18 protein-coding genes are annotated in these 17,720 nt (G+C 75.2%); 11 read left to right on the top strand and 7 right to left on the bottom strand.

Features of this window, described 5'->3' with window-relative positions; all coding sequences use genetic code 11:
- The first annotated feature begins 91 nt into the window (after window positions 1–91).
- Window positions 92–469 (top strand): DUF6009 family protein, encoded by a 378-nt coding sequence (locus ACFYVL_RS36315; RefSeq protein WP_389252721.1) that lies wholly within the window; start codon window positions 92–94, stop codon window positions 467–469.
- Between the two features lie 27 nt (window positions 470–496).
- Here ACFYVL_RS36315 and ACFYVL_RS36310 read toward each other — a convergent pair whose 3' ends face one another.
- The 5 genes from ACFYVL_RS36310 to ACFYVL_RS36290 form a co-directional block, all read right to left on the bottom strand.
- Window positions 497–1,423, bottom strand: coding sequence for an MBL fold metallo-hydrolase (locus ACFYVL_RS36310; protein ID WP_389252719.1), 927 nt, complete (start codon window positions 1,421–1,423; stop codon window positions 497–499).
- A 46-nt stretch (window positions 1,424–1,469) separates the two neighbouring features.
- The gene (locus tag ACFYVL_RS36305) at window positions 1,470–1,754 is read right to left on the bottom strand and encodes an acyl-CoA carboxylase epsilon subunit (protein WP_389252717.1); all 285 of its coding nucleotides are present in this window, start codon (window positions 1,752–1,754) and stop codon (window positions 1,470–1,472) included.
- A gap of 25 nt (window positions 1,755–1,779) precedes the next feature.
- Window positions 1,780–3,360, bottom strand: a complete 1,581-nt coding sequence (locus tag ACFYVL_RS36300; protein WP_389252715.1) for an acyl-CoA carboxylase subunit beta — start codon at window positions 3,358–3,360, stop codon at window positions 1,780–1,782.
- Between the two features lie 201 nt (window positions 3,361–3,561).
- Complete coding sequence (locus tag ACFYVL_RS36295; protein WP_389252713.1) at window positions 3,562–5,028, bottom strand: multicopper oxidase family protein; 1,467 nt, start codon at window positions 5,026–5,028, stop codon at window positions 3,562–3,564.
- Between the two features lie 171 nt (window positions 5,029–5,199).
- On the bottom strand, window positions 5,200–6,105 hold the full coding sequence (locus ACFYVL_RS36290; protein ID WP_389252711.1) for a LysR family transcriptional regulator: 906 nt from the start codon (window positions 6,103–6,105) through the stop codon (window positions 5,200–5,202).
- 293 nt (window positions 6,106–6,398) lie between these two features.
- On the opposite strand from ACFYVL_RS36290, the gene ACFYVL_RS36285 reads away from it, so the two are divergent.
- The 10 genes from ACFYVL_RS36285 to ACFYVL_RS36240 are packed head-to-tail and all read left to right on the top strand — an operon-like array spanning window position 6,399 to window position 15,786.
- Window positions 6,399–7,394 carry a phosphotransferase gene (locus ACFYVL_RS36285; protein WP_389252709.1) on the top strand — a complete coding sequence of 332 codons (996 nt, stop codon included), beginning with the start codon at window positions 6,399–6,401 and terminating at the stop codon, window positions 7,392–7,394.
- A gap of 9 nt (window positions 7,395–7,403) precedes the next feature.
- Window positions 7,404–8,495 carry a pyruvate kinase gene (locus ACFYVL_RS36280; protein WP_389252707.1) on the top strand — a complete coding sequence of 364 codons (1,092 nt, stop codon included), beginning with the start codon at window positions 7,404–7,406 and terminating at the stop codon, window positions 8,493–8,495.
- A gap of 26 nt (window positions 8,496–8,521) precedes the next feature.
- Window positions 8,522–9,232: a hypothetical protein gene (locus ACFYVL_RS36275; RefSeq protein ID WP_389252705.1), complete on the top strand. Its 711-nt coding sequence runs from the start codon at window positions 8,522–8,524 to the stop codon at window positions 9,230–9,232.
- Entirely contained in the window at window positions 9,229–10,620 is a 1,392-nt protein-coding gene (locus ACFYVL_RS36270; RefSeq protein WP_389252703.1) for a flavin-containing monooxygenase, read from the top strand. The genes ACFYVL_RS36275 and ACFYVL_RS36270 overlap by 4 nt, the downstream gene beginning before the upstream one ends.
- Entirely contained in the window at window positions 10,617–11,267 is a 651-nt protein-coding gene (locus ACFYVL_RS36265) for an O-methyltransferase (RefSeq protein WP_389252701.1), read from the top strand. The genes ACFYVL_RS36270 and ACFYVL_RS36265 overlap by 4 nt, the downstream gene beginning before the upstream one ends.
- Window positions 11,268–11,278: 11 nt before the next feature.
- Window positions 11,279–13,192, top strand: a complete 1,914-nt coding sequence (locus ACFYVL_RS36260; RefSeq protein WP_389252699.1) for an FAD-dependent oxidoreductase — start codon at window positions 11,279–11,281, stop codon at window positions 13,190–13,192.
- A gap of 60 nt (window positions 13,193–13,252) precedes the next feature.
- A complete protein-coding gene (locus tag ACFYVL_RS36255; RefSeq protein WP_389252697.1) occupies window positions 13,253–14,041 on the top strand; it encodes a hypothetical protein in 789 nt (262 codons plus the stop codon).
- The gene (locus ACFYVL_RS36250; RefSeq protein ID WP_389252695.1) at window positions 14,038–14,334 is read left to right on the top strand and encodes a PqqD family protein; all 297 of its coding nucleotides are present in this window, start codon (window positions 14,038–14,040) and stop codon (window positions 14,332–14,334) included. Before ACFYVL_RS36255 ends, ACFYVL_RS36250 begins: the two co-directional genes overlap by 4 nt.
- Complete coding sequence (locus ACFYVL_RS36245) at window positions 14,331–15,239, top strand: ArsR/SmtB family transcription factor (RefSeq protein WP_389252693.1); 909 nt, start codon at window positions 14,331–14,333, stop codon at window positions 15,237–15,239. The genes ACFYVL_RS36250 and ACFYVL_RS36245 overlap by 4 nt, the downstream gene beginning before the upstream one ends.
- Window position 15,240: 1 nt before the next feature.
- On the top strand, window positions 15,241–15,786 hold the full coding sequence (locus ACFYVL_RS36240; protein ID WP_389252691.1) for a GNAT family N-acetyltransferase: 546 nt from the start codon (window positions 15,241–15,243) through the stop codon (window positions 15,784–15,786).
- Here ACFYVL_RS36240 and ACFYVL_RS36235 read toward each other — a convergent pair.
- Together ACFYVL_RS36235 and ACFYVL_RS36230 are read right to left on the bottom strand one after the other, a co-directional pair.
- Window positions 15,776–16,810 (bottom strand): pyruvate kinase, encoded by a 1,035-nt coding sequence (locus tag ACFYVL_RS36235; RefSeq protein ID WP_389252689.1) that lies wholly within the window; start codon window positions 16,808–16,810, stop codon window positions 15,776–15,778. The two genes, ACFYVL_RS36240 and ACFYVL_RS36235, sit on opposite strands and share 11 nt — an antisense overlap.
- On the bottom strand, window positions 16,807–17,646 hold the full coding sequence (locus ACFYVL_RS36230; protein ID WP_389252687.1) for a hypothetical protein: 840 nt from the start codon (window positions 17,644–17,646) through the stop codon (window positions 16,807–16,809). The genes ACFYVL_RS36235 and ACFYVL_RS36230 overlap by 4 nt, the downstream gene beginning before the upstream one ends.
- Window positions 17,647–17,720: the final 74 nt, after the last annotated feature.

The following is a 17,720-nucleotide window of genomic DNA, read 5'->3' as shown; positions in this document are numbered from 1 at the left end:
TGATCGGCCCCCGGGCCGCCCGTAGAATGCGGCCGAGCGACCGCTCTGCCGAACGAGGCCCTCGCACCGCCCCGGACAGCCAGGAGGACCGATGAGCGCGACGCCGCAGAGAGGCGAGCTCGCCCATGAGGTCGAGATCGTGTGGCTGGAGGAGCCGACCCTGGACTACGTCCGCCAGGCGCTCGACAAGGTCCCCACCCGCCGGGGCAAACCGCGCTACGCCCGGCACGGCCGGCTCGTCGGCTACGCCAATCTGGCCCCCGAGGCCCGGCGCAGCCACGACAGCGGCCTGTTCGCCCGGCGCACCTTCTACCTGCTGCCGCACGACCGCCCCAACGACCCCGAGGGCCCCTACAAGGTGGGCTCCCCGCTGGAGGCGGTGGACCCGGACACGGTCCGTCCCGGCAGGCCGGGGCGGAAGACCGACCGCTCCCAGGGCACCGTCGGCACGGTGCGCGCCGTCACCTGAGGCAGCGCCGGGCGCGGCCGGGCCGGGTCAGGCGAGGCAGGCCGGCGGGCCGCCGCGGTAGTCGGTCATCTCCGCGAAGAGGGCGCCGACGTCGAGCGGGCAGCCCTCGGGCAGTCCCCGCGCCTCGGCGTAGGCGCGGTGCAGGTTGGGCAGCAGGCGCTCGGCGTCCAGCAGCGCCGCGTACGGGCCGAGGTCGGTGGCGCGGGCCAGCGCGAGGGGGTCGGTGCCGCTCGCGGCGCCCTCCCGGGCCAGGCCCTCGACCCAGCGCAGATAGGCCGCGTTGGCGTCGAGCAGCTCCGGGCCGCCGACCGGGCCGTGGCCGGGCACCAGGGTGGTGGCGCCCAGGTCGCGCAGCCGCTCCAGGGCGCGCAGCGAGCCGCTGACGGAGCCCATGGCGCAGAACGGGGTGACGCCGTTCATCACGAGGTCGCCGGTGAACAGCACCCCCTGGTCGGGCAGCCAGACGACGGTGTCGTCGGTGGTGTGGGCGGCCGGGCCGATGTGGATCAGTTCGGCCCGCAGCGCGCCGACGTGCAGCGTGGTGCGGTCCTCGAAGGTGAGCTGGGGCGGGGTGATCTCGATGTCGCCCCAGCGCACGTCGGGCCACAGGCCGGCCATGTGCAGCCCGGCCGCCCGGCTCATCGTGCGGGTGCGGGCGTGGCCGATGGTCAGGGCCTCGGGGAAGACGAAGTTGCCGAAGGTGTGGTCGCCGTGGAAGTGGGTGTTGACCACGGCGCGCGGCGGCGCGGGGCAGCGGGCCAGGGCCGCCGTGCGCAGCGCGCGGGCGCGCCGTTCGGTGGCGGCGGTGTCGACGAGGGCGCTGTGCCCGCCGTCGGTGAGGATGCCCGCGTTGTTCAGGCACCAGCCGCCCCGGTGCTGGACGTAGGCGTGGACGCCGTCGGCCACCTCGGTGACGCGGGTGTCCGCCGGACGCTCGGGGGGTGCGCTGCGCACTGCTCTGTTCCTCCTCGGCGGCCGGCGGACACGCCGCGCGGACCGGTCAGCGGGAGCGCCAGCTCCCGGTGCGGATGCGCGGGGTGTGGTGGGGGCGGTCCCAGACGGTGTCGGTGGGCGTCGGCCGGGCGGGGCTCTCGCGGGTGGCGGCGTGGTGCGCCAGCAGCGCGGTGAGCACCGCGGCGAGCGCGGCGGTCTCCTCGTCGGTGGGCTCGCCGCCGGTGATCTGCCAGCCGGTCCCCGGGGCGGGGGTGCCGGCCGCCCGGTGGCCGGGCGCCGCGGCGCCGTCCGCCGGGGCGGTGGTCACCGGTTCGGTGGGGGTGGTGGTCATGACGGTCCTCCTCTCGCCGCCGGTGTCACACCGGCGGGTTGCCGTGCTTGCGGGACGGGAGGTCGGTGTACTTGGTGCGCAGCATGTCCAGGGCGCCGATCAGTACGGAGCGGGTCTCGGCGGGGTCGATGACGTCGTCCACCAGGCCGCGTTCGGCGGCGTAGTAGGGGTGCATCAGCTCCGTCTCGTACTCCTTGATCTTCTGGGCGCGTTCGGCGTCCGGGTCGGTGGCCGCGGCGATCTCCCGGCGGAAGATGACGTTGGCGGCGCCCTCGGCGCCCATGACGGCGATCTCGTTGGTGGGCCAGGCGAGCGAGAGGTCGGCGCCGATGGAGCGCGAGTCCATCACGATGTACGCGCCGCCGTAGGCCTTGCGCAGGATGAGCTGGATGCGCGGGACGGAGGCGTTGCAGTACGCGTAGAGCAGTTTGGCGCCGTGCCGGATGATGCCGTTGTGCTCCTGGTCGACGCCGGGCAGGAAGCCGGGCACGTCGACGAGGGTGATCAGCGGGATGCTGAACGCGTCGCAGAACTGCACGAAGCGCGCCGCCTTCTCGCTCGCCCTGATGTCCAGCACCCCGGCCAGCGCGGCGGGCTGGTTGGCGACGATGCCGGTGACGTGGCCGTCGAGGCGGGCCAGCGCGCAGACCACGTTGGGCGCCCAGCCGGGCTGCACCTCGAAGTAGTCGCCGTCGTCGACGACCTCCTCGATGACCCCGCGGATGTCGTACGCCTGGTTGGGGTTGGCCGGCACCAGGTGCAGCAGGGACTCGGTGCGGCGGTCGGCCGGGTCGTCGCAGGGCTGGCGGGGGGCGGTCTCGCGGTTGTTGGACGGCAGCAGGGACAGCAGGTGGCGGACGTCCGCGAGGCAGCTCTCCTCGTCGTCGTAGGAGAAGGCGGCGACGCCGGAGACCGAGGCGTGCACGTCGGCGCCGCCCAGGCCGTTCATCGAGACCTTCTCGCCGGTCACCGCCTGCACCACGTCGGGTCCGGTGATGAACATCTGCGAGGTCTCGCGGACCATGAACACGAAGTCGGTCAGCGCCGGGCTGTAGGCCGCGCCGCCCGCGCACGGGCCGAGCATCACGCTGATCTGCGGGATGACGCCCGAGGCGCGGGTGTTGCGCTGGAAGATGCCGCCGTACCCGGCGAGCGCGGTGACGCCCTCCTGGATGCGGGCGCCCGCGCCGTCGTTGAGCGAGACCAGCGGGGCGCCGGCCGCCTCCGCGAGGTCCATCACCTTGTGGATCTTGGTGGCGTGGGCCTCGCCGAGCGCGCCGCCGAAGATGCGGAAGTCGTGGGCGTAGACGAAGACGGTGCGGCCCTCGACGGTGCCCCAGCCGGTGACGACACCGTCGGTGTAGGGGCGGTTGCCGGCCAGTCCGAATCCGGTGGCGCGGTGCCTGCGCAGGGCCTCGATCTCGTGGAAGGAGTCCTCGTCGAGAAGCAGCCCGATGCGCTCACGAGCCGTCAGCTTGCCCTTGGCGTGCTGGCGTTCGGTGGCCAGGGGGTTGGGTCCGGCGACGGCCTGGGCCTTGATCTCGGCCAGTTCCGCGGCACGTTCCTGGGTACGTGGGGGGATGGGGGCGGCATCGGTGATGCTCACGGGATTCCTCCGGAGGGTGGGGAGGTCTGCTGGGGCCGGTGGGCACTCTCTTCGGCGGTCCTCCTGCGTCTCTCTGCGTCGGCGAAGAATGCGCGTCCGTACCGGGCAACCCTGCGCCGCGGCCCTCGACAAGCTGTCGAGGACCGCTTGAGGAACACTGTGGGCGGCCCGCGGGCGCGCCGCTCTCCGGCCGCGACTCGCCTAGCGGACGCGGAAGTTGGCCATCATGCCCATCGCGGAGTGGTCCAGCAGGTGGCAGTGGTAGACGTAGGTGCCCCGGTAGGAGTCGAAGGTGGCGTGCAGCTTCACCGTCTCGCCGGGAAAGAGCCGCACGGTGTCCTTCAGGCCCGCCTCGGCCGGGCCCACCGGGGCGCCGTTGCGCTCCAGCACCCGGAACTGGACCAGGTGCATGTGGAAGTTGTGCGGAATGATCTTGTTGGCGTTGGTGACCGTCCACACCTCCGAGCTGCCGTAGGCGATGGACTGGTCGATCCGCTCGGCGTCCCAGACCTTGCCGTCCATGTACGCGCGCGGCTCCTGGCGGCCGTCCTCGTCCATGCTCAGCACGATGCTGCGCTGCACGGTGGCCCGGGGCATCGGCGGCAGGCTGCGCAGCACGTCGGGCACCCGGCTGGTGTCGGCGGCCTTGCGCACGACGTCGAAGCGCAGCACCCGGCCCACCTTGTCGGGGGTCTCGGGGCCCAGGGTGTTCTCCAGGACGATCTTCGTGCCGACCGGGTAGCGGGAGAAGTCGATGACCACGTCGGCGCGTTCGGCCGGGGAGAGGCCGACGGTGTCGGTGGTCACCGGGCGCTCCAGCAGGCCGCCGTCGGTGCCGATCTGCACGATCTGCCCGCCGTCGGACAGCCGCAGCTGGAAGAAGCGCATGTTGGAGGAGTTCAGCAGCCGGAAGCGGTACTTGCGGGCCGCCACCTCGAAGTACGGCACCGGGCGCCCGTTGGCGAGGATCGTGCTGCGGCCCATGTCGTCCATCTCGTACACGAGCTGGCCGGCCGCGTCGAAGTGCGCGTCGCGCAGCGCGATGGGCACCTCGTAGGCCCCGCCGGGCAGCGGCAGCGCGCGCTCGGTGTCGTCGGTGAGCAGATAGCTGCCGGACAGCCCCCGGTAGACGTGCTCGGACTCCATGTGGTGGGCGTGGTCGTGGAACCACAGGGTGGCGCCCGGCTGCTGGTTGGGGTAGGTGTACGTGCGGTCCCGGCCGGGGGCGAAGGTGTCCATCGGGCCGCCGTCGTTCTCCGGGGTGACCGAACCGCCGTGCAGGTGGCAGGAGATCGGCATGGTGAGGTTGTTGCGGTGGCGGATCACCACCTTGCGCCCGCTGCGGGCGCGCAGCACGGGGCCGGGGAAGTGGCCGTCGTAGGTGAGGACCTTCGTCTGCACCCCGGGGATGATCTCCCGGGCGACCTCCTTGACGGTGACCAGGTAGGTGTCCTGGCCGCCGAGCGTCGAGACGGGACTGAGCTGCGGCAGCAGCGGCATCCGCACGCTGAACGCGGGCGGCACCGCCACCGCTCTGCTCCCGGCCACCGGGGCCAGGTCGCTCCCGCCCGCCCGCGCGCGGAGCAGGGGGACGAGCCCGCCCGCGGTGAGCAGTCCCGCGCCGCTCGCGCCGAGGACGCCGCCGAGCACACTGCGTCTGGTGACCATGGGTTTCCTCCTGGGGCAGAACGGGCGTCCCAACGCCACCGGGCGTCGCGCCGCGAGTGCACCAGAGGCGGCTTGCGTGCCGCTCGACCCCGGGTCGTACCGCACCCGGCGCACGGGGCGCGGCCCGGGTGGCCGAAACCGTGCGCCCGGGTGCGGTGCCCGTGCCCGCGCTCAGCTGGCCAGGCTGACCTCGTCCTGGGCGAGGAACCGGGTGATCTGGTCGATGAAGATCCGCATCTCCCGGGTGGGCTGCCTGCCCTGCCGCCAGGCGATCTGCGTGTACACCTCGAAGGGGGGCGCCCAGCCGAGCACCCGCAGGCTCCCGGCGGCCACCTCGTCCACGACGGCGACGGCGGGCAGCACGCTCACCCCGAGCCCGGCGGCGATCCCCCGCTTGACCGATTCGAGGTTGCCGAACTCCAGCAGCTCGACCGGCGCGGGCGCGTGCGCGTTCAGCTCCTCCTCGAAGAGCCCCCGGTAGGCGCACCCCGCGCCCGGCGCCAGCACCGGCACCTCGCACAGGTCCCGCGTCGAGACCTGCGCGGCGTCGGCCAGCGGGTGGCCGGCGGCGGCCACCGCGACCAGCTGCTCGGTGCCCAGCACCTCGCTGCGCACCCCCGGGTGCTCGGTCGCGGCGGCGGTGAGGAAGCCCATGTCCAGCACTCCCCTGCGCAGCGCCTCGCAGGCCTCCTCGCAGGTGCTCGGCTGCAGCGCCAGCTGGAGCCGGGGGTAGCGGTGGTGGAAGAACTCCAGGACCGGCGGCATCCGGTAGGAGGTCAGGCTCTCCACCGTGCCGATGGTCAGGGTGCCGGCCGGCTCGCCGCGGCCCGCGGTGCAGTAGCGGGCCTCGTCGACGAGGGTCAGCACGCGCTCCGCGTACGGCACCAGCCGCTCCCCCGCCGGGGTGAGCTGGATCCTGCCGCGCAGCCGCTCGAAGAGGTCCACCCCCAGGGAGAGTTCGAGCCCCTTGACCTGTGCGGTCACACTGGACTGCGCGTACTGGAGCTCGGCGGCGGCCCGGGTGAAGCTCATCACCGTGGCGACCCGGTGAAAGGTGTTCAGCTGCTTCAGGTCCATGTCGTACGTCCTTCCGTCCCGGCAGCGGTCCCCAGCCGGGCGGGAGCCGTCCGGCGTCCCGTCCGCCGCGGGGGCGGCGGGGCGGCGACAGTGGCCACGATCCGTGCCGCCGGGGGCGGTGCACAAGGCGGGGCGGCTGGCCTGTTCGGCCCATGGACCAAAGATGCCAGCAGGCGCAACAGCACCTCATGGAAGTCGGCGAACGCCCTGATCGGCTGCGCCGATCGGTTCCTTGACCGGCCGATTCCCTCCGGCCGATGCTCCTGGGACGCCGATCCGAAAGAGGCCCTCCCATGACCGCAGACCGCAGGCTGGCGAGAGTACTGGAACTGCTCGACGCGGCCCACGGGCCGACGGTCCACGCCTTCCCCGCCACCCCCACCCCCTGGGCCTCGACCTACGCCCTGGCGGCCGGCGACACCCGTCTGGTGGCCCGGCTCATCGCCCCCGAACTGGCCGAGGAGCCGGTGGTGCGCACCGAGTTCGAGGCGGCCCGGCTGCTGGGCGAGAACGGCATCGGCCCGCGGGTGCGATTGGCCGACGTGGCCGCGGGCGTGCTGGTGATGGACCGGGTCGACGGCTCGCCCGTCCGGCCGGCCGCCCCCTGGCAGGCGCTGTCGCTGGCCCAGGTGCTGCGCCGGCTGCACTCGGTGGAGCCCCCGGGCGGCCCGCGGCTGCACGTGCGCAAGCGCGTCGAGGCGTCGGCCGCGGTGGCGGAACTGGTCGCACACGTCCCGCGGCTCGCGGTGTACGGCGAGGCGGCCGACCGCTTCGACGCGCTGCGCGGGGCGCTGCGCACGCTGGGCACCGAGGACCGGCTGTGCCACAACGACCTGAACCCGGGCAACATCCTCTTCGACTCCTCCCGGGCCTGGCTGATCGACTTCGACCACCTGGGCACCGGCGACCCGCTGTTCGACGTCGCGACCGCGACGCTGTCGCTCGGCATGGACGAGGAACTGGGCGCAAGGTTCGTGGCCGCGTACCTGGGCCGCCCGGCGACCGCCGCCGAGAGCGCCCGGCTGGAACTGCTGTCCTGCCTGGTGCTGCTGCGCTACGGGCTCAGCGCGCTGTCGCTGGTGCCCGGCGGGCTCCGGGACCGGCTGGGCGGCTGGACGGCAGAGACGGTCGGCGAGCCGTTCGTCTTCGACCACCGGGCGGACGGCGAACTCGGCTGGTCGGTGTTCCGGCTGAGCCTGGCCTTCGTGCACGCGGGGCTGGCCCGCGCCGACGCGGCGCCCGCCACCCGGGCCGCCGCCGCGCTCGGTCTGCTCGGCGCGTCGGTCTGAGCGGCCGTCATGACCCGCATCGTCGTCACCACAGGTCCGGCCTGCGCGTCGGACGAGACCCTGCGCGCCCTGCTGAAGGCCGGGGCCGACGCCTTCCGCTTCCCCGCCTCCAAGACCTCGGTGGCCGCTCTGGCACAGCAGGCCGTCCGGGTCCGGGCCCTCGCCGAGGACCTGGGCAGGCCCGTTCAGCTGCTGCTCGACCTTCCCGGCGCCAAGCCCCGGCTGACCAACGACGCCTATCTGGACCTGTCCTCGGTGACCGAACTGAGGCTCCGCTTCGACGGCTCGGCGGCCTGCGTCGACGGGCCGGTGCCCGTCCTCGGGGTGGCCGGAACGGACCCCGGGGACCCGCTGCCCGGCGTGGGCGACGTGCTGCTGATCGGTGACGGCGAGGACGCCCTGCGGGTCACCGGGCACACGGCCGACACGTGCACCGCCGTCCCGCTGACCGGCGGGGTGATCGGCCGGCGCCGGGGCATCGCCCTGCCCCGTACGGGCCGCCCCGGCCGGGCGCACACCCTCACCCCCCACGACCTCAACGCGCTGCGCTCCGCGCCCCGGGGCGTCTTCGACGCCGTGGTGCTGTCCTTCACCGAGTCGCCCGGCCTGCTGGCACTGGCCCGTACGGTGCTGGCCGAAACGGCCCCGGGCGGCCCGCGGCCACAGCTGATCGCCAAGGTCGAGACGGCGGCCGGGGCCGCGGCGGCGGACGCGATCGCCGCCGCGGCCGACGGCATCCTCCTGGGCCGCGGCGACCTGCTGCTGGACACCGGCCCGGTGGAGTTCCACGCGGCCTGCCGCCGGGTGCTGGACGCGGGCCGCGCGGCCGGCTGCCCCGTCGACGTGGGCACCCAGCTGCTGACCGGCCTCGACGCCGGCTGGCTGCCGCACCGCTCGGAGCTGGCGCACCTCGCCGCCCTGCTCACGGAGGGGGTGGGCGGGCTGATGCTGGCCGAGGAGACGGCCGCCGCCGCCGACCCGGTCCGCGCGGTGGCCCTGCTCGACGCGCTCCGCGACCGCTACGCCCCCACGCCCCGTCCGGGCCCGGTGGTGGCCCCGGGGCCCGCGCCGTCCCCGGCGTCCGCGCCCGTACTCCCGTGAAGCCCCAACCGACCCAAGGAGCCATCGTGGAACGCCCCTTCGTCCCCGGGATCTCGATCGAGGGCCACGAGTACAGCGGCAAGTCCAGCCTCGCCCGGCTGGTCGCCGAAGGGCTGCGGGAGCGGGGCCGCACCGTCACCCAGTCGCACGGCACCCTCACCCGGGGCGGCCTGGTGGACGCCATGTTCGCGGAGGAGCTGGCGGTCTTCGAGGGGGCCGGCGGGCGGCCCTTCCACGACCCGCGGCTGTGGCGCCGGTTCAACAGCGTGCGCTCCGCGCAGCTGGTCATCGACGCCGAACTGGCCGCGCAGCGCACCGTGCACCCGGGCGAGCTGCGGGTGCAGGACAGGTACTGGCTGACCCAGCACTCGTTCAACTCCCACCTGACGCCCGGCGAGGGGCACCTGCCCCCGGAGTGGATCCGCACCCGGGCCCCCCGGTTCACCGTGCAGGTCTATCTGACCTGCACGGCCGACACCCGCCGGCAGCGGGCCGCGCAGCGGGCGGGCGGGCCCGCCAAGCACGCCATCAACGCGTTCCTGCACCGTCATCTCGACGAGGTGGCGGTGCTCGACGAGGCGACCGCAGCGCTCGCCGACGGCGACCCGCTGTGGACCGTGCTGCGCTCCGACCGCGTCCCGGCGCACCGGCTCGCCGCCCGGGTGCTCGCCCTCTTCGACGCCCGGGACCGCACGGCGCCGGCCGCCCCGGCGCACCGCACGGCGGCCGTCGCATGAGCGCGGCGGACACGGCGGGCGCACCGCAGGGCACGGACCGGGCCGGCCCCGCGGACGGGCCGGACGGGGCGGACGGCGGGCGCTGGTGCGTGATCGGGGCGGGCCCGGCCGGGCTGACCACCGCCAAGAACCTGCGGGAGCTGGGCATCGCCTTCGACGTGGTGGAGCGCCGCGAGGGCCTCGGCGGGATCTGGCGCTACGGGGAGCCCGGCAGCTCCGTGTACGCCTCCACCACCATGATCTCCTCCCGGCGCCTCATCGAGTTCCGCGGCTTCCCCATGGCCCGCACCGGACTCCCCTACCCCACCCACCACGAGGTGCTCGCCTACCTGCGCCGCTACGCCGACCACCACGACCTGGCCCGGCACATCGAGTACGGCCGCGGCGCCACCGCCGTGCGGCGCACCGCCGACGGGTGGACGGTGACCTTCGCGGACGGCTCCCGGCGCCGCTACCGGGGGGTGGTGGTGGCGACGGGGCACCACTGGGACCCGAAGTACCCGGCCTACCCGGGCGACTTCGCGGGCACGGTGCTGCACTCGGCGCACTACCGCACCCCCGAGGTGTTCCTCGGCCGCCGCGTCCTGGTCGTCGGCGGCGGCAACTCCGGCAGCGACATCGCCGTCGAGGCCGCCAGGACCGCCGCCCGCACCCTGCACTCCACCCGCCACGGCTGCCACTACCTGCCGAAGTTCTTCTGCGGCCTGCCCACCGACGAGATCACCGGCGCCCTGGAGCGCCGGCGCGCCCCGCGCTGGCTGCAGCGCGCGGTGCGCGGGGCGATGAGCCGGCTGGTGTTCGGCGACCCCGCCCGCCTCGCGCTGCCCCGGCCCGCCCACCGCACCGGCCAGGGCCGCACCGTCCTCAACTCCGAGATCGTCCACCAGGTGGCCAACGGCGCCGTGCTGCCCCGGCCCGGGGTGGCCGAACTCCTCGGCGACCGGGTGCGGTTCACCGACGGGACGGTGGAGCGGGTCGACGTCATCGTGTACGCGACGGGCTTTCGCACCGGTGTCCCCGTCGAGGGCGCGCTGTCCGGCGCCCGGGGGCCCGTCCCCCTGCATCTGCGCCACCCCGAGCACGAGGACCTGTTCTTCGTGGGCCACATCCAGCCCAGCGGCGGCGCCTGGCAGCTCTTCGACGACCAGGCCGCCGCCGTCGCCCGGATCATCGCCGCCGACCGGCTCGGGGAGGCCGCCCGCACCGCGGTGCGCCGGGCCCTGGAGCGGCACGCCCGCACCGGGTACGTGCCGCCGGGGCCCGGCGGCACCCGGGGCGACCCGCTCAAGGTCGACCTGCACCGCTACGGCCGGGTACTGGCCCGGCTGCGCCGCGACCTGGACTCCGTACTCACCCGCACCGCCACCGGAAAGGCAGCCTCCTCATGAAGGAATCCACCCTTCTCATGCCCGCCGACCTGCACGCCTACATGCTGGCGCACAGCGTCGCGCCGGACGCCGTGCAGCAGCGGATCACCGAGCGGACCACCGCCTTCAGCGAGGTGGCGCACTGGCAGACCGCACCCGAGCAGAGCGCGCTGCTGACCCTGCTCGTACGGAGCCTGGGCGTGCGGCGGGCGGTCGAGGTGGGCACCTTCACCGGGATGTCCGCCCTCGCCATCGCCCGGGGCCTCGCGCCGGGCGGCTCCCTGCTGTGCTGCGACGTCACCGACGACTGGACCGAGGTGGCCACCGAGGCGTGGCGGACGGCGGGCGTCGAGGACCGCATCGAACTGCGCATCGCGCCGGCCGCCGAGACGCTGCGCGCCCTGCCGGCCGAGCCGCACCTCGACTTCTCCTTCGTGGACGCGGACAAGACCGCCTACCAGGAGTACTTCGAGGAGCTCGTGGTCCGCACCCGCCCCGGCGGGATCATCGCCTTCGACAACGTCTTCCGCAGCGGCCGGGTGCTGGACCCGCAGAACGAGGTGGACCGGGCGGTGGTCGAGTTCAACGCGCGGCTCGCCCAGGACGAGCGGGTCGAGGTCGTCATGCTGCCGATCGCCGACGGCATGTCGCTCGCCCGCCGGACATGAGTACGCCGGACATGAGCGCGCCGGACATGAACCCGCCGGGGACGGGCGCGCCGGACACGGACGCGGGCGACGCGCCCGGGGAGGGAGCCGCGGCCGGTGCCGCGCGGCCGGGCGGGTTCGACACCGACGTGCTGGTCGTGGGCGCCGGACCGGCCGGCGCCTCGGCGGCCAACCTGCTCGCCGAACTGGGGGTGCGCACCCTCGTGGTCGGCAAGCACGGCTGGACGGCCGCCTCCCCGCGGGCGCACATCACCAACCAGCGCACCATGGAGATCATGCGCGAGCTCGGCCTGGAGGACGAGCTGCGCCGGCTGTCCACCCCGCAGGCCGACATGGCCGAGAACGTGTACTGCGAGAGCCTGGCCGGCCCGGAGATCGCCCGGCTGCGCGCCTGGGGCACCGACGAGGACCGGCTCGGCGACTGGGCCACCGCCAGCCCCTGCCCGCCGGCCGACCTGCCGCAGTCCCTGCTGGAGCCGGTCCTGGTCACCGGGGCCGCCCGGCGCGGCGCCAAGGTCCGGTTCGACACCGAGCTGCTCTCCTTCGCACAGGACGCGGACGGGGTCGACGCCCGGCTCCTGGACCGGCTGACCGGCCACGAGTTCGTCCTGCGCAGCCGCTACCTGATCGGCGCGGACGGCGCCAACAGCCGGGTCGCCGAGCAGCTCGGGCTGCCCTTCGAGGGGCGCGAGGCGACCGGCGGCAGCATCAACATCGTCTTCGAGGCCGACCTGACCCGGTACGTCGAGCACCGGCCCGGGGTCCTGTACTGGATGCTGCGCCCCGGCGACGGCATCGCCGGGGTCGGGGTGGGCGTCCTGCGGATGGTCCGCCCCTGGAACCGGTGGATGGCGGTCTGGGGGTACGACATCCAGGGGCCCCGCCCGAGGATCGACGAGGCCGCAGCGCGGGACATCGTGCACGGGCTGCTGGGCGGCCCCCTGGTGGAGGTGCGCGTGGAGTCCGTCTCGGTGTGGGCGGTGCACGAGCGCTACGCCACCGACTACGGGCGGGGCCGGGTGTTCTGCGCGGGCGACGCCGTCCACCGCCACTCGCCCGCCAACGGCCTGGGCTCCAACACCTCCGTGCAGGACGCCCACAACCTGGCGTGGAAGCTGGCCGCGGTGCTGCGCGGCGGCGCGGGCCCCGCACTGCTGGACACCTACAGCGCCGAGCGCGCCCCGGTGGGCCGGCAGGTGGTGCGCCGGGCCGCCCGCAGCGCGACCGAGTTCGGGGCGCTGTTCGACGCGCTGGGGCTCGGCGACGGCACCCGCACCGCCGACCTGACGGCGGGTCTGGCCGCGCTGCGCGCCCCGGACGCCGCGGGCGCCGAGCGGCGGCGGGAGCTGGCCGCCGCGGTCCGCCTCAAACACTACGAGTTCAGCGCCCACGGGGTGGAGCTGAACCAGCGCTACTCCTCCACCGCGGTCCTTCCCGGCCCGGCCCCGCAGTCGCCCGCGGACACAGAGCGTCCCGCCGGGCAGTCCTTCGCCCGGGACTCCCTCGCCGGGGAGTCCTTCGCCCGGGACCCCGAGCTGTACCACCAGCCCGCGGCCCGCCCCGGGGCCCGGCTGCCGCACGCCTGGCTCACCGACGCCGCGGGCCACCGCCGCTCCACCCTCGACCTGGTCGGCCGGGGCTCCTTCACGGTGCTCACCGGTCTGGCCGGCGGCGCCTGGGAGGAGGCCGCGGAACGGTGCGCGGGCCGCTTCCTGGTCGGGCTGCGCACGGTCCGCATCGGCACTCCCGGGGCCCTGGACCCGTACGGCGTCTGGTCGCGGTTCACCGAGGACCTCGACGAGGCGGGCTGTCTGCTGGTGCGCCCCGACGGCCACGTCGCCTGGCGCCACGACACCCCGCAGCACGACGCGGCCCCGGCCGCCGAGGCACTGACCGAAGCACTGACCGCGATCCTCCACCTCTAGCCGGGGCCCGCCGCGACACCCCTCGTCGCCGGCCCCCTCCTCACCCCGAAAGGTCCGCCCATGCCGCAGCAGCAGCCCGCCGACTGGCTGGCCCCGCTCCACGCCAGGCAGCTCCTGCCCGCCGGTACCGTCGCCGCCTTCGTGGTCGGCTCCGCGGCCCGCGGCTGGCACAACGCGCGCAGCGACTACGACGTCTACGTGGTCACCACCGAGGAGTGGCGGACCGCCACCAGCGGCTCCATCCTCATGCCGCTCAACCCGCCGCGGGTGCGCAGCGAGATGTTCTACGAGGACGGCAGGCGCTGGGAGGTCACGTACTGGACGGAGAGCCAGATCGACCAGATGCTCGCCAAGGTCGGCTGGGAGGTGTACGAGCGCGGCATCATCGCGGGCGAGGTCCTCACCCCGCGCGAGGAGGTCTCGCTGGCCCGGCTCGGCACCTGTCTGCCGCTGCTCGGCGAGGAGTGGGTGGACGCCAAGAACCGGGAGCTCCAGAAGTCCGCCTTCCGCTCCTTCGTCGTGGTGCGCTCCCTGGGCGCCGCCGACGACGCGGTGGAGGACGCGCTGGGCCAGATGGAGTCCGGCAGCCTGGAGGCCGCGACGCTCTCCGCCCGCCGGGCCCTGGGCCACGCGGTGGACGCGCTGCTGGAGGGCGAGGGCGAGTACGGCAGCCACATGCCCAAGTGGCGCCCGCACCGCTTCCGGGCGGCGGCCCCCGAGGCCCTCTCCTTCGAGGAGTACTGGGCGCTGGAGACGATGCAGGGCTACGACCGCGCCGACCCGCGGCCGTGGATCCGCACCGTGCTGACCATCTGTCAGGACATCTCGATGCGGGTGGAGACCTCGTGAGCACCGCGCGCGACGTGCCGCGCAGGACCCTGGGGGTGCCGGTGCGCCGGGTCTCGGGCGAGCTGGTGCTCGGCGTGCAGGACGAGGCCCTGGAGCTGTCGGGCACCGCCCGGGTGATCTACGAGTCCGTCGACGGGCGGCGCACCGTCGCCGAGGTCGTGGACACCGTCGCGGCCGTCTTCGGGGCCGCTGCGCACGAGGTGTTCGACGACGTCGCCGGGTTCCTGGACGAACTCGCCGCACAGGCGGTCGTCGAGTGGTCGCCGCCCGGCGGCCCGGGGCGCGGGAGATGATCCGCCTGGAGGTGGACGACGAGAGCCTGGGCCGGGTGCGGCTCGGGCTGAGCCCGCTGTGGGAGACCATCGGCAGCCTCGCCCTCCTCGCCAGGTACCGGGGCCAGGCGCCCTCCCCGTACACCCAGTGGGCCCGCACGGTCAGGCACGCGATGCCCAGGGAGCTGGTGGAGGGGCTGGTGGTGCCGATGCGGCGGGGCACCCTGTTCCCGCCGGGCTCGGTGCCGCTGCCGGACGCGGCGCGCGGCACGCTCGCCGCCGAACTCGACGCGCTGCGCGCACGGTACGAGGGGCCGGGGGCCGGCCGGCTGTGCGCGCTGCTGGAGCGGTACTGGCAGTGGGCCCTGGCCCCGCACTGGACGGCGATCCGCGCCTCCCTGGACGAGGAGGTCCTCTTCCGGGGGCGCACGCTCGCCGTGTCGGGGGCCGAGGCGATGCTGGAGGAGCTGGACGGGCGGGTGCTGTGGGAACGGCCGCGGCTGACCGCCCCGTACCACCGCGACCTGGCGGTGACCGCCGCCGGGGCGCAACTGCTGCTCGTGCCGACCGTCTTCGCGGGCGGCGCCCGGCTCTTCCAGCAGGAGGACGGTGTGGTGGCCATGTCCTACCAGGCCCGCACCAACCGGTTCCTGCGGGTGCCCGCCCAGGAGGGGCGCGACCACCGCGCCGAGGACCGGCTGGCGCTGCTGCTCGGCAGCGGCCGGGCGCAGGTGGTGCGGGCGCTGGAGGTGCCGCGCACGACCACGGCGGTGGCCCAGACGCTGGGCTTCGCCAAGAGCACCGTCTCGCAGCACCTGACCGTGCTGACCTCGGCCGGTCTGGTGTGGAAGGAACGGATGGGCGGACGGGTCCTCTACCAGCTGGACCGCGGCGGACTCGCGGTCCTCGAACACCTAGGGTTCTGACATGAACGCCGTTGCGGAGCTGAAGCCCGAACTCGTGCGCCCCGACGCCCGGTTGCACAGCGCCTGGCTGGCCGCCCGCGCCGAGTGGCCGCCCGGCGCCCACATGGACGGCTCCGGGCTCGGCGACGGGGACGACACGGACGGCCCTGCGGGTTTCGCGGCCTGGGTGGAGCGGCTGCTGCGGTGCGCCGACCCGGCGGTGGAGCCCGCGCCGGGGCGGGTGCACTCGACGTACTGGTGGATCGTGTCCCGGGGTGCCGTGCTGGGCGCCGTGGAGCTGCGGCACTCGCTCAGCCCGTTCCTCCTGGAGGCGGGCGGGCACATCGGCTACAGCGTCCGCCCCGGCCACCGCGGCCGGGGGCTCGCGGGCTGGGCGCTGGACCAGGCGCTGGGCGAGGCACGGCTGCGGGACATGGCACGGGTGCTGCTCACCGTCACCCCGGACAACGCGCCTTCGGTGCGGGTGATCGAGCGCGCCGGGGGTGTGCGGGAGGACGTCCGGGAGACCGTGGCCGGCCCCAAGGCGCGCTACTGGATCACCCTCTGACCTGCCGTCGGCCCGCGGCCGGGGTGCCGTAGCGGCGGGCCAGCTCGGCGAGCAGGGAGACCGTGCGCAGCGGGTCGGCGCCGATGGTGGTCTCCGTGGCGAGCAGCAGCCCGTCGACGCCGGACTCCAGCAGCTCGCACAGGTGGGCCAGTTCGGAGCGGTGCGGGAGCCAGGAGTTCTCCAGCCCCGCCAGCAGCTGGGTGCCCACCACGACGGGCACCGACAGCCGGGCGCACTCCCGCACGACGTGCGCGCACAGGCCGGGGAACTCGACGGCCCCGGCGTCCAGGAGCAGGTCGCCGCGGCCGAGCAGCACGCTGTCCGCGGCCCGTGCCACCTCGGCCACGGCCGCGGCCCCGGCCACCGTCTCGACCTTCGCCACCACGGCGTTTGCCCCGCGACCGCCCCAGGCGGCGCGGACCGGTGCGAGGTCCGCGGCGCTCTCGGCGAAGGAGACGACGGCGCCGGTGAACGGCGCGTGCGCCAGCCGCTCCAGCAGCGCCAGGTCCGCCGGCGCCGCGGCGCCGGACCCGCGCGGCCCGCCGCCCTGCACGCACACCCCCTTGCGCGGGCCGAGCACCCCGCCGGTCAGCGGCTCGGCCACGCAGTGGTCGGCGGCCACGGACACCACGCGTGCGGCGTCCTCACCGTCCCCCAGCAGCAGCACGTCGCCGCGGGCGAGGCGGCGGCCCCACTGCGGCGCGGAGAGGCCCAGTTCGGGCACCTCGCCGCCCTCGCGGGCGGGCCGCGCCCCGTGCACCACGCGGAAGCGGCGGACCGCGGCGAGGTCCAGGGGCCGGGTGTTGGTGAACCGGGTCTTGACGCCGGGCAGGTCGAGGAGGAGTTCGACGGGCCGGCCGGCGGCGCGGCTCGCGGCCAGCGCGTCCGCCGCCTGGGCCGCCAGCTGGGCGGGGCCGAACTTGGAGGCCGAGAAGCGCAGTCCGCCGACGCCGAGCCGGATCAGTGCGGTCATCGTCGCCCGGTCGCCGGTGGCCGGGCCGACGGTCGCCAGCAGCGCCGTCACGGCCTGTGGGCGGTGCGCAGCAGCGGCAGGTGGGCCGCCCGCTCCAGCACCGTCTCCCGTACGGAGTCGGCGACGGCCAGGGCGGCGCGGACGTGCCCCTCGGCGGTGGCGCCGTCGTGCCAGTGCAGCAGGGCGTCGGCCAGGTCGCGGGCGGTGCGCGGGCCGAGGGAGCCGGCGTGCAGGTCCAGCAGCGGCAGCCAGCCGGTGCGGTCGGGGTCCGTCTCGCCCAGGGCGGCCAGCAGCGCGCCGAGCAGTTCGGTGAGGGACTCGCGGAGCGTCCACTGGGCCCGGCGCGGTTCGCCGTCGGCGAGGCGGGCCGCCGCGGCGCGGCGCAGTTCGCGGTGCCTGCCCAGGTGCTCGGCGAGCAGGAAGTCCGCGAGGCGGTCGGTGCGCAGGGTCTCGCGCCAGTGCTGGGCGATCGACTCGTTGGCCAGTACCCGGCCGGTGCGCACGCGGTGCAGCAGGTGCCGGGTCGCCTCGTCCAGGGACGGGGCGTTGGCCCGTACCGCGGGCTCCACCAGCGCCTCGGCGCAGTGCGCGGTGCGCGCCGCGGCCGAGGCCAGTTCGGCGTGCCCGCAGAAGCGGACGGTGGCGGTGCGGCCCGGGGCCAGGGCGTAGGTGCCGCTGCCGAGCGCGGCCACCGAGGCGGCGGCCCCGGTGGCCGAGGGGCCGGTGCCCAGCAGCAGCAGCCGTGCCCCGTCCGGGCCGTCGCCGAGCAGCAGCAGGGTGTCCTGGGGGCGTACGGCGGCGGCCAGTTCGGCCAGCGGGGCCGGGACCGGTCCGGTCTCGGCCGGTCGGGCCGGTGCGCTGCGCGGGGGGACGGCGACGGTGTGCACGGGGATCTCCTGACGTTGGCGTCGTGCCGGGACCGGTGAACCGGGCGGGGGCCGGACGGGGTCCGGGGGCCTGG

It is taken from the genome of Streptomyces sp. NPDC004111 (assembly GCF_042874215.1).
Taxonomy (GTDB): Bacteria; Actinomycetota; Actinomycetes; order Streptomycetales; family Streptomycetaceae; genus Streptomyces.
The sequence above is the reverse complement of the archived record's forward strand: the minus strand, read 5'-3'. Positions and strand labels throughout refer to the sequence as shown.

Excerpts from the sequence above, each read along its gene's own strand:
- ACFYVL_RS36315 (WP_389252721.1), top strand. The coding sequence starts at position 92 with ATGAGCGCGACGCCGCAGAGAGGCGAGCTCGCCCATGAGGTCGAGATC.
- ACFYVL_RS36305 (WP_389252717.1), bottom strand. The coding sequence starts at position 1,754 with ATGACCACCACCCCCACCGAACCGGTGACCACCGCCCCGGCGGACGGC.
- ACFYVL_RS36295 (WP_389252713.1), bottom strand. The coding sequence starts at position 5,028 with ATGGTCACCAGACGCAGTGTGCTCGGCGGCGTCCTCGGCGCGAGCGGC.
- ACFYVL_RS36290 (WP_389252711.1), bottom strand. The coding sequence starts at position 6,105 with ATGGACCTGAAGCAGCTGAACACCTTTCACCGGGTCGCCACGGTGATG.
- ACFYVL_RS36285 (WP_389252709.1), top strand. The coding sequence starts at position 6,399 with ATGACCGCAGACCGCAGGCTGGCGAGAGTACTGGAACTGCTCGACGCG.
- ACFYVL_RS36280 (WP_389252707.1), top strand. The coding sequence starts at position 7,404 with ATGACCCGCATCGTCGTCACCACAGGTCCGGCCTGCGCGTCGGACGAG.
- ACFYVL_RS36270 (WP_389252703.1), top strand. The coding sequence starts at position 9,229 with ATGAGCGCGGCGGACACGGCGGGCGCACCGCAGGGCACGGACCGGGCC.
- ACFYVL_RS36265 (WP_389252701.1), top strand. The coding sequence starts at position 10,617 with ATGAAGGAATCCACCCTTCTCATGCCCGCCGACCTGCACGCCTACATG.
- ACFYVL_RS36260 (WP_389252699.1), top strand. The coding sequence starts at position 11,279 with ATGAGCGCGCCGGACATGAACCCGCCGGGGACGGGCGCGCCGGACACG.
- ACFYVL_RS36255 (WP_389252697.1), top strand. The coding sequence starts at position 13,253 with ATGCCGCAGCAGCAGCCCGCCGACTGGCTGGCCCCGCTCCACGCCAGG.
- ACFYVL_RS36245 (WP_389252693.1), top strand. The coding sequence starts at position 14,331 with ATGATCCGCCTGGAGGTGGACGACGAGAGCCTGGGCCGGGTGCGGCTC.
- ACFYVL_RS36240 (WP_389252691.1), top strand. The coding sequence starts at position 15,241 with ATGAACGCCGTTGCGGAGCTGAAGCCCGAACTCGTGCGCCCCGACGCC.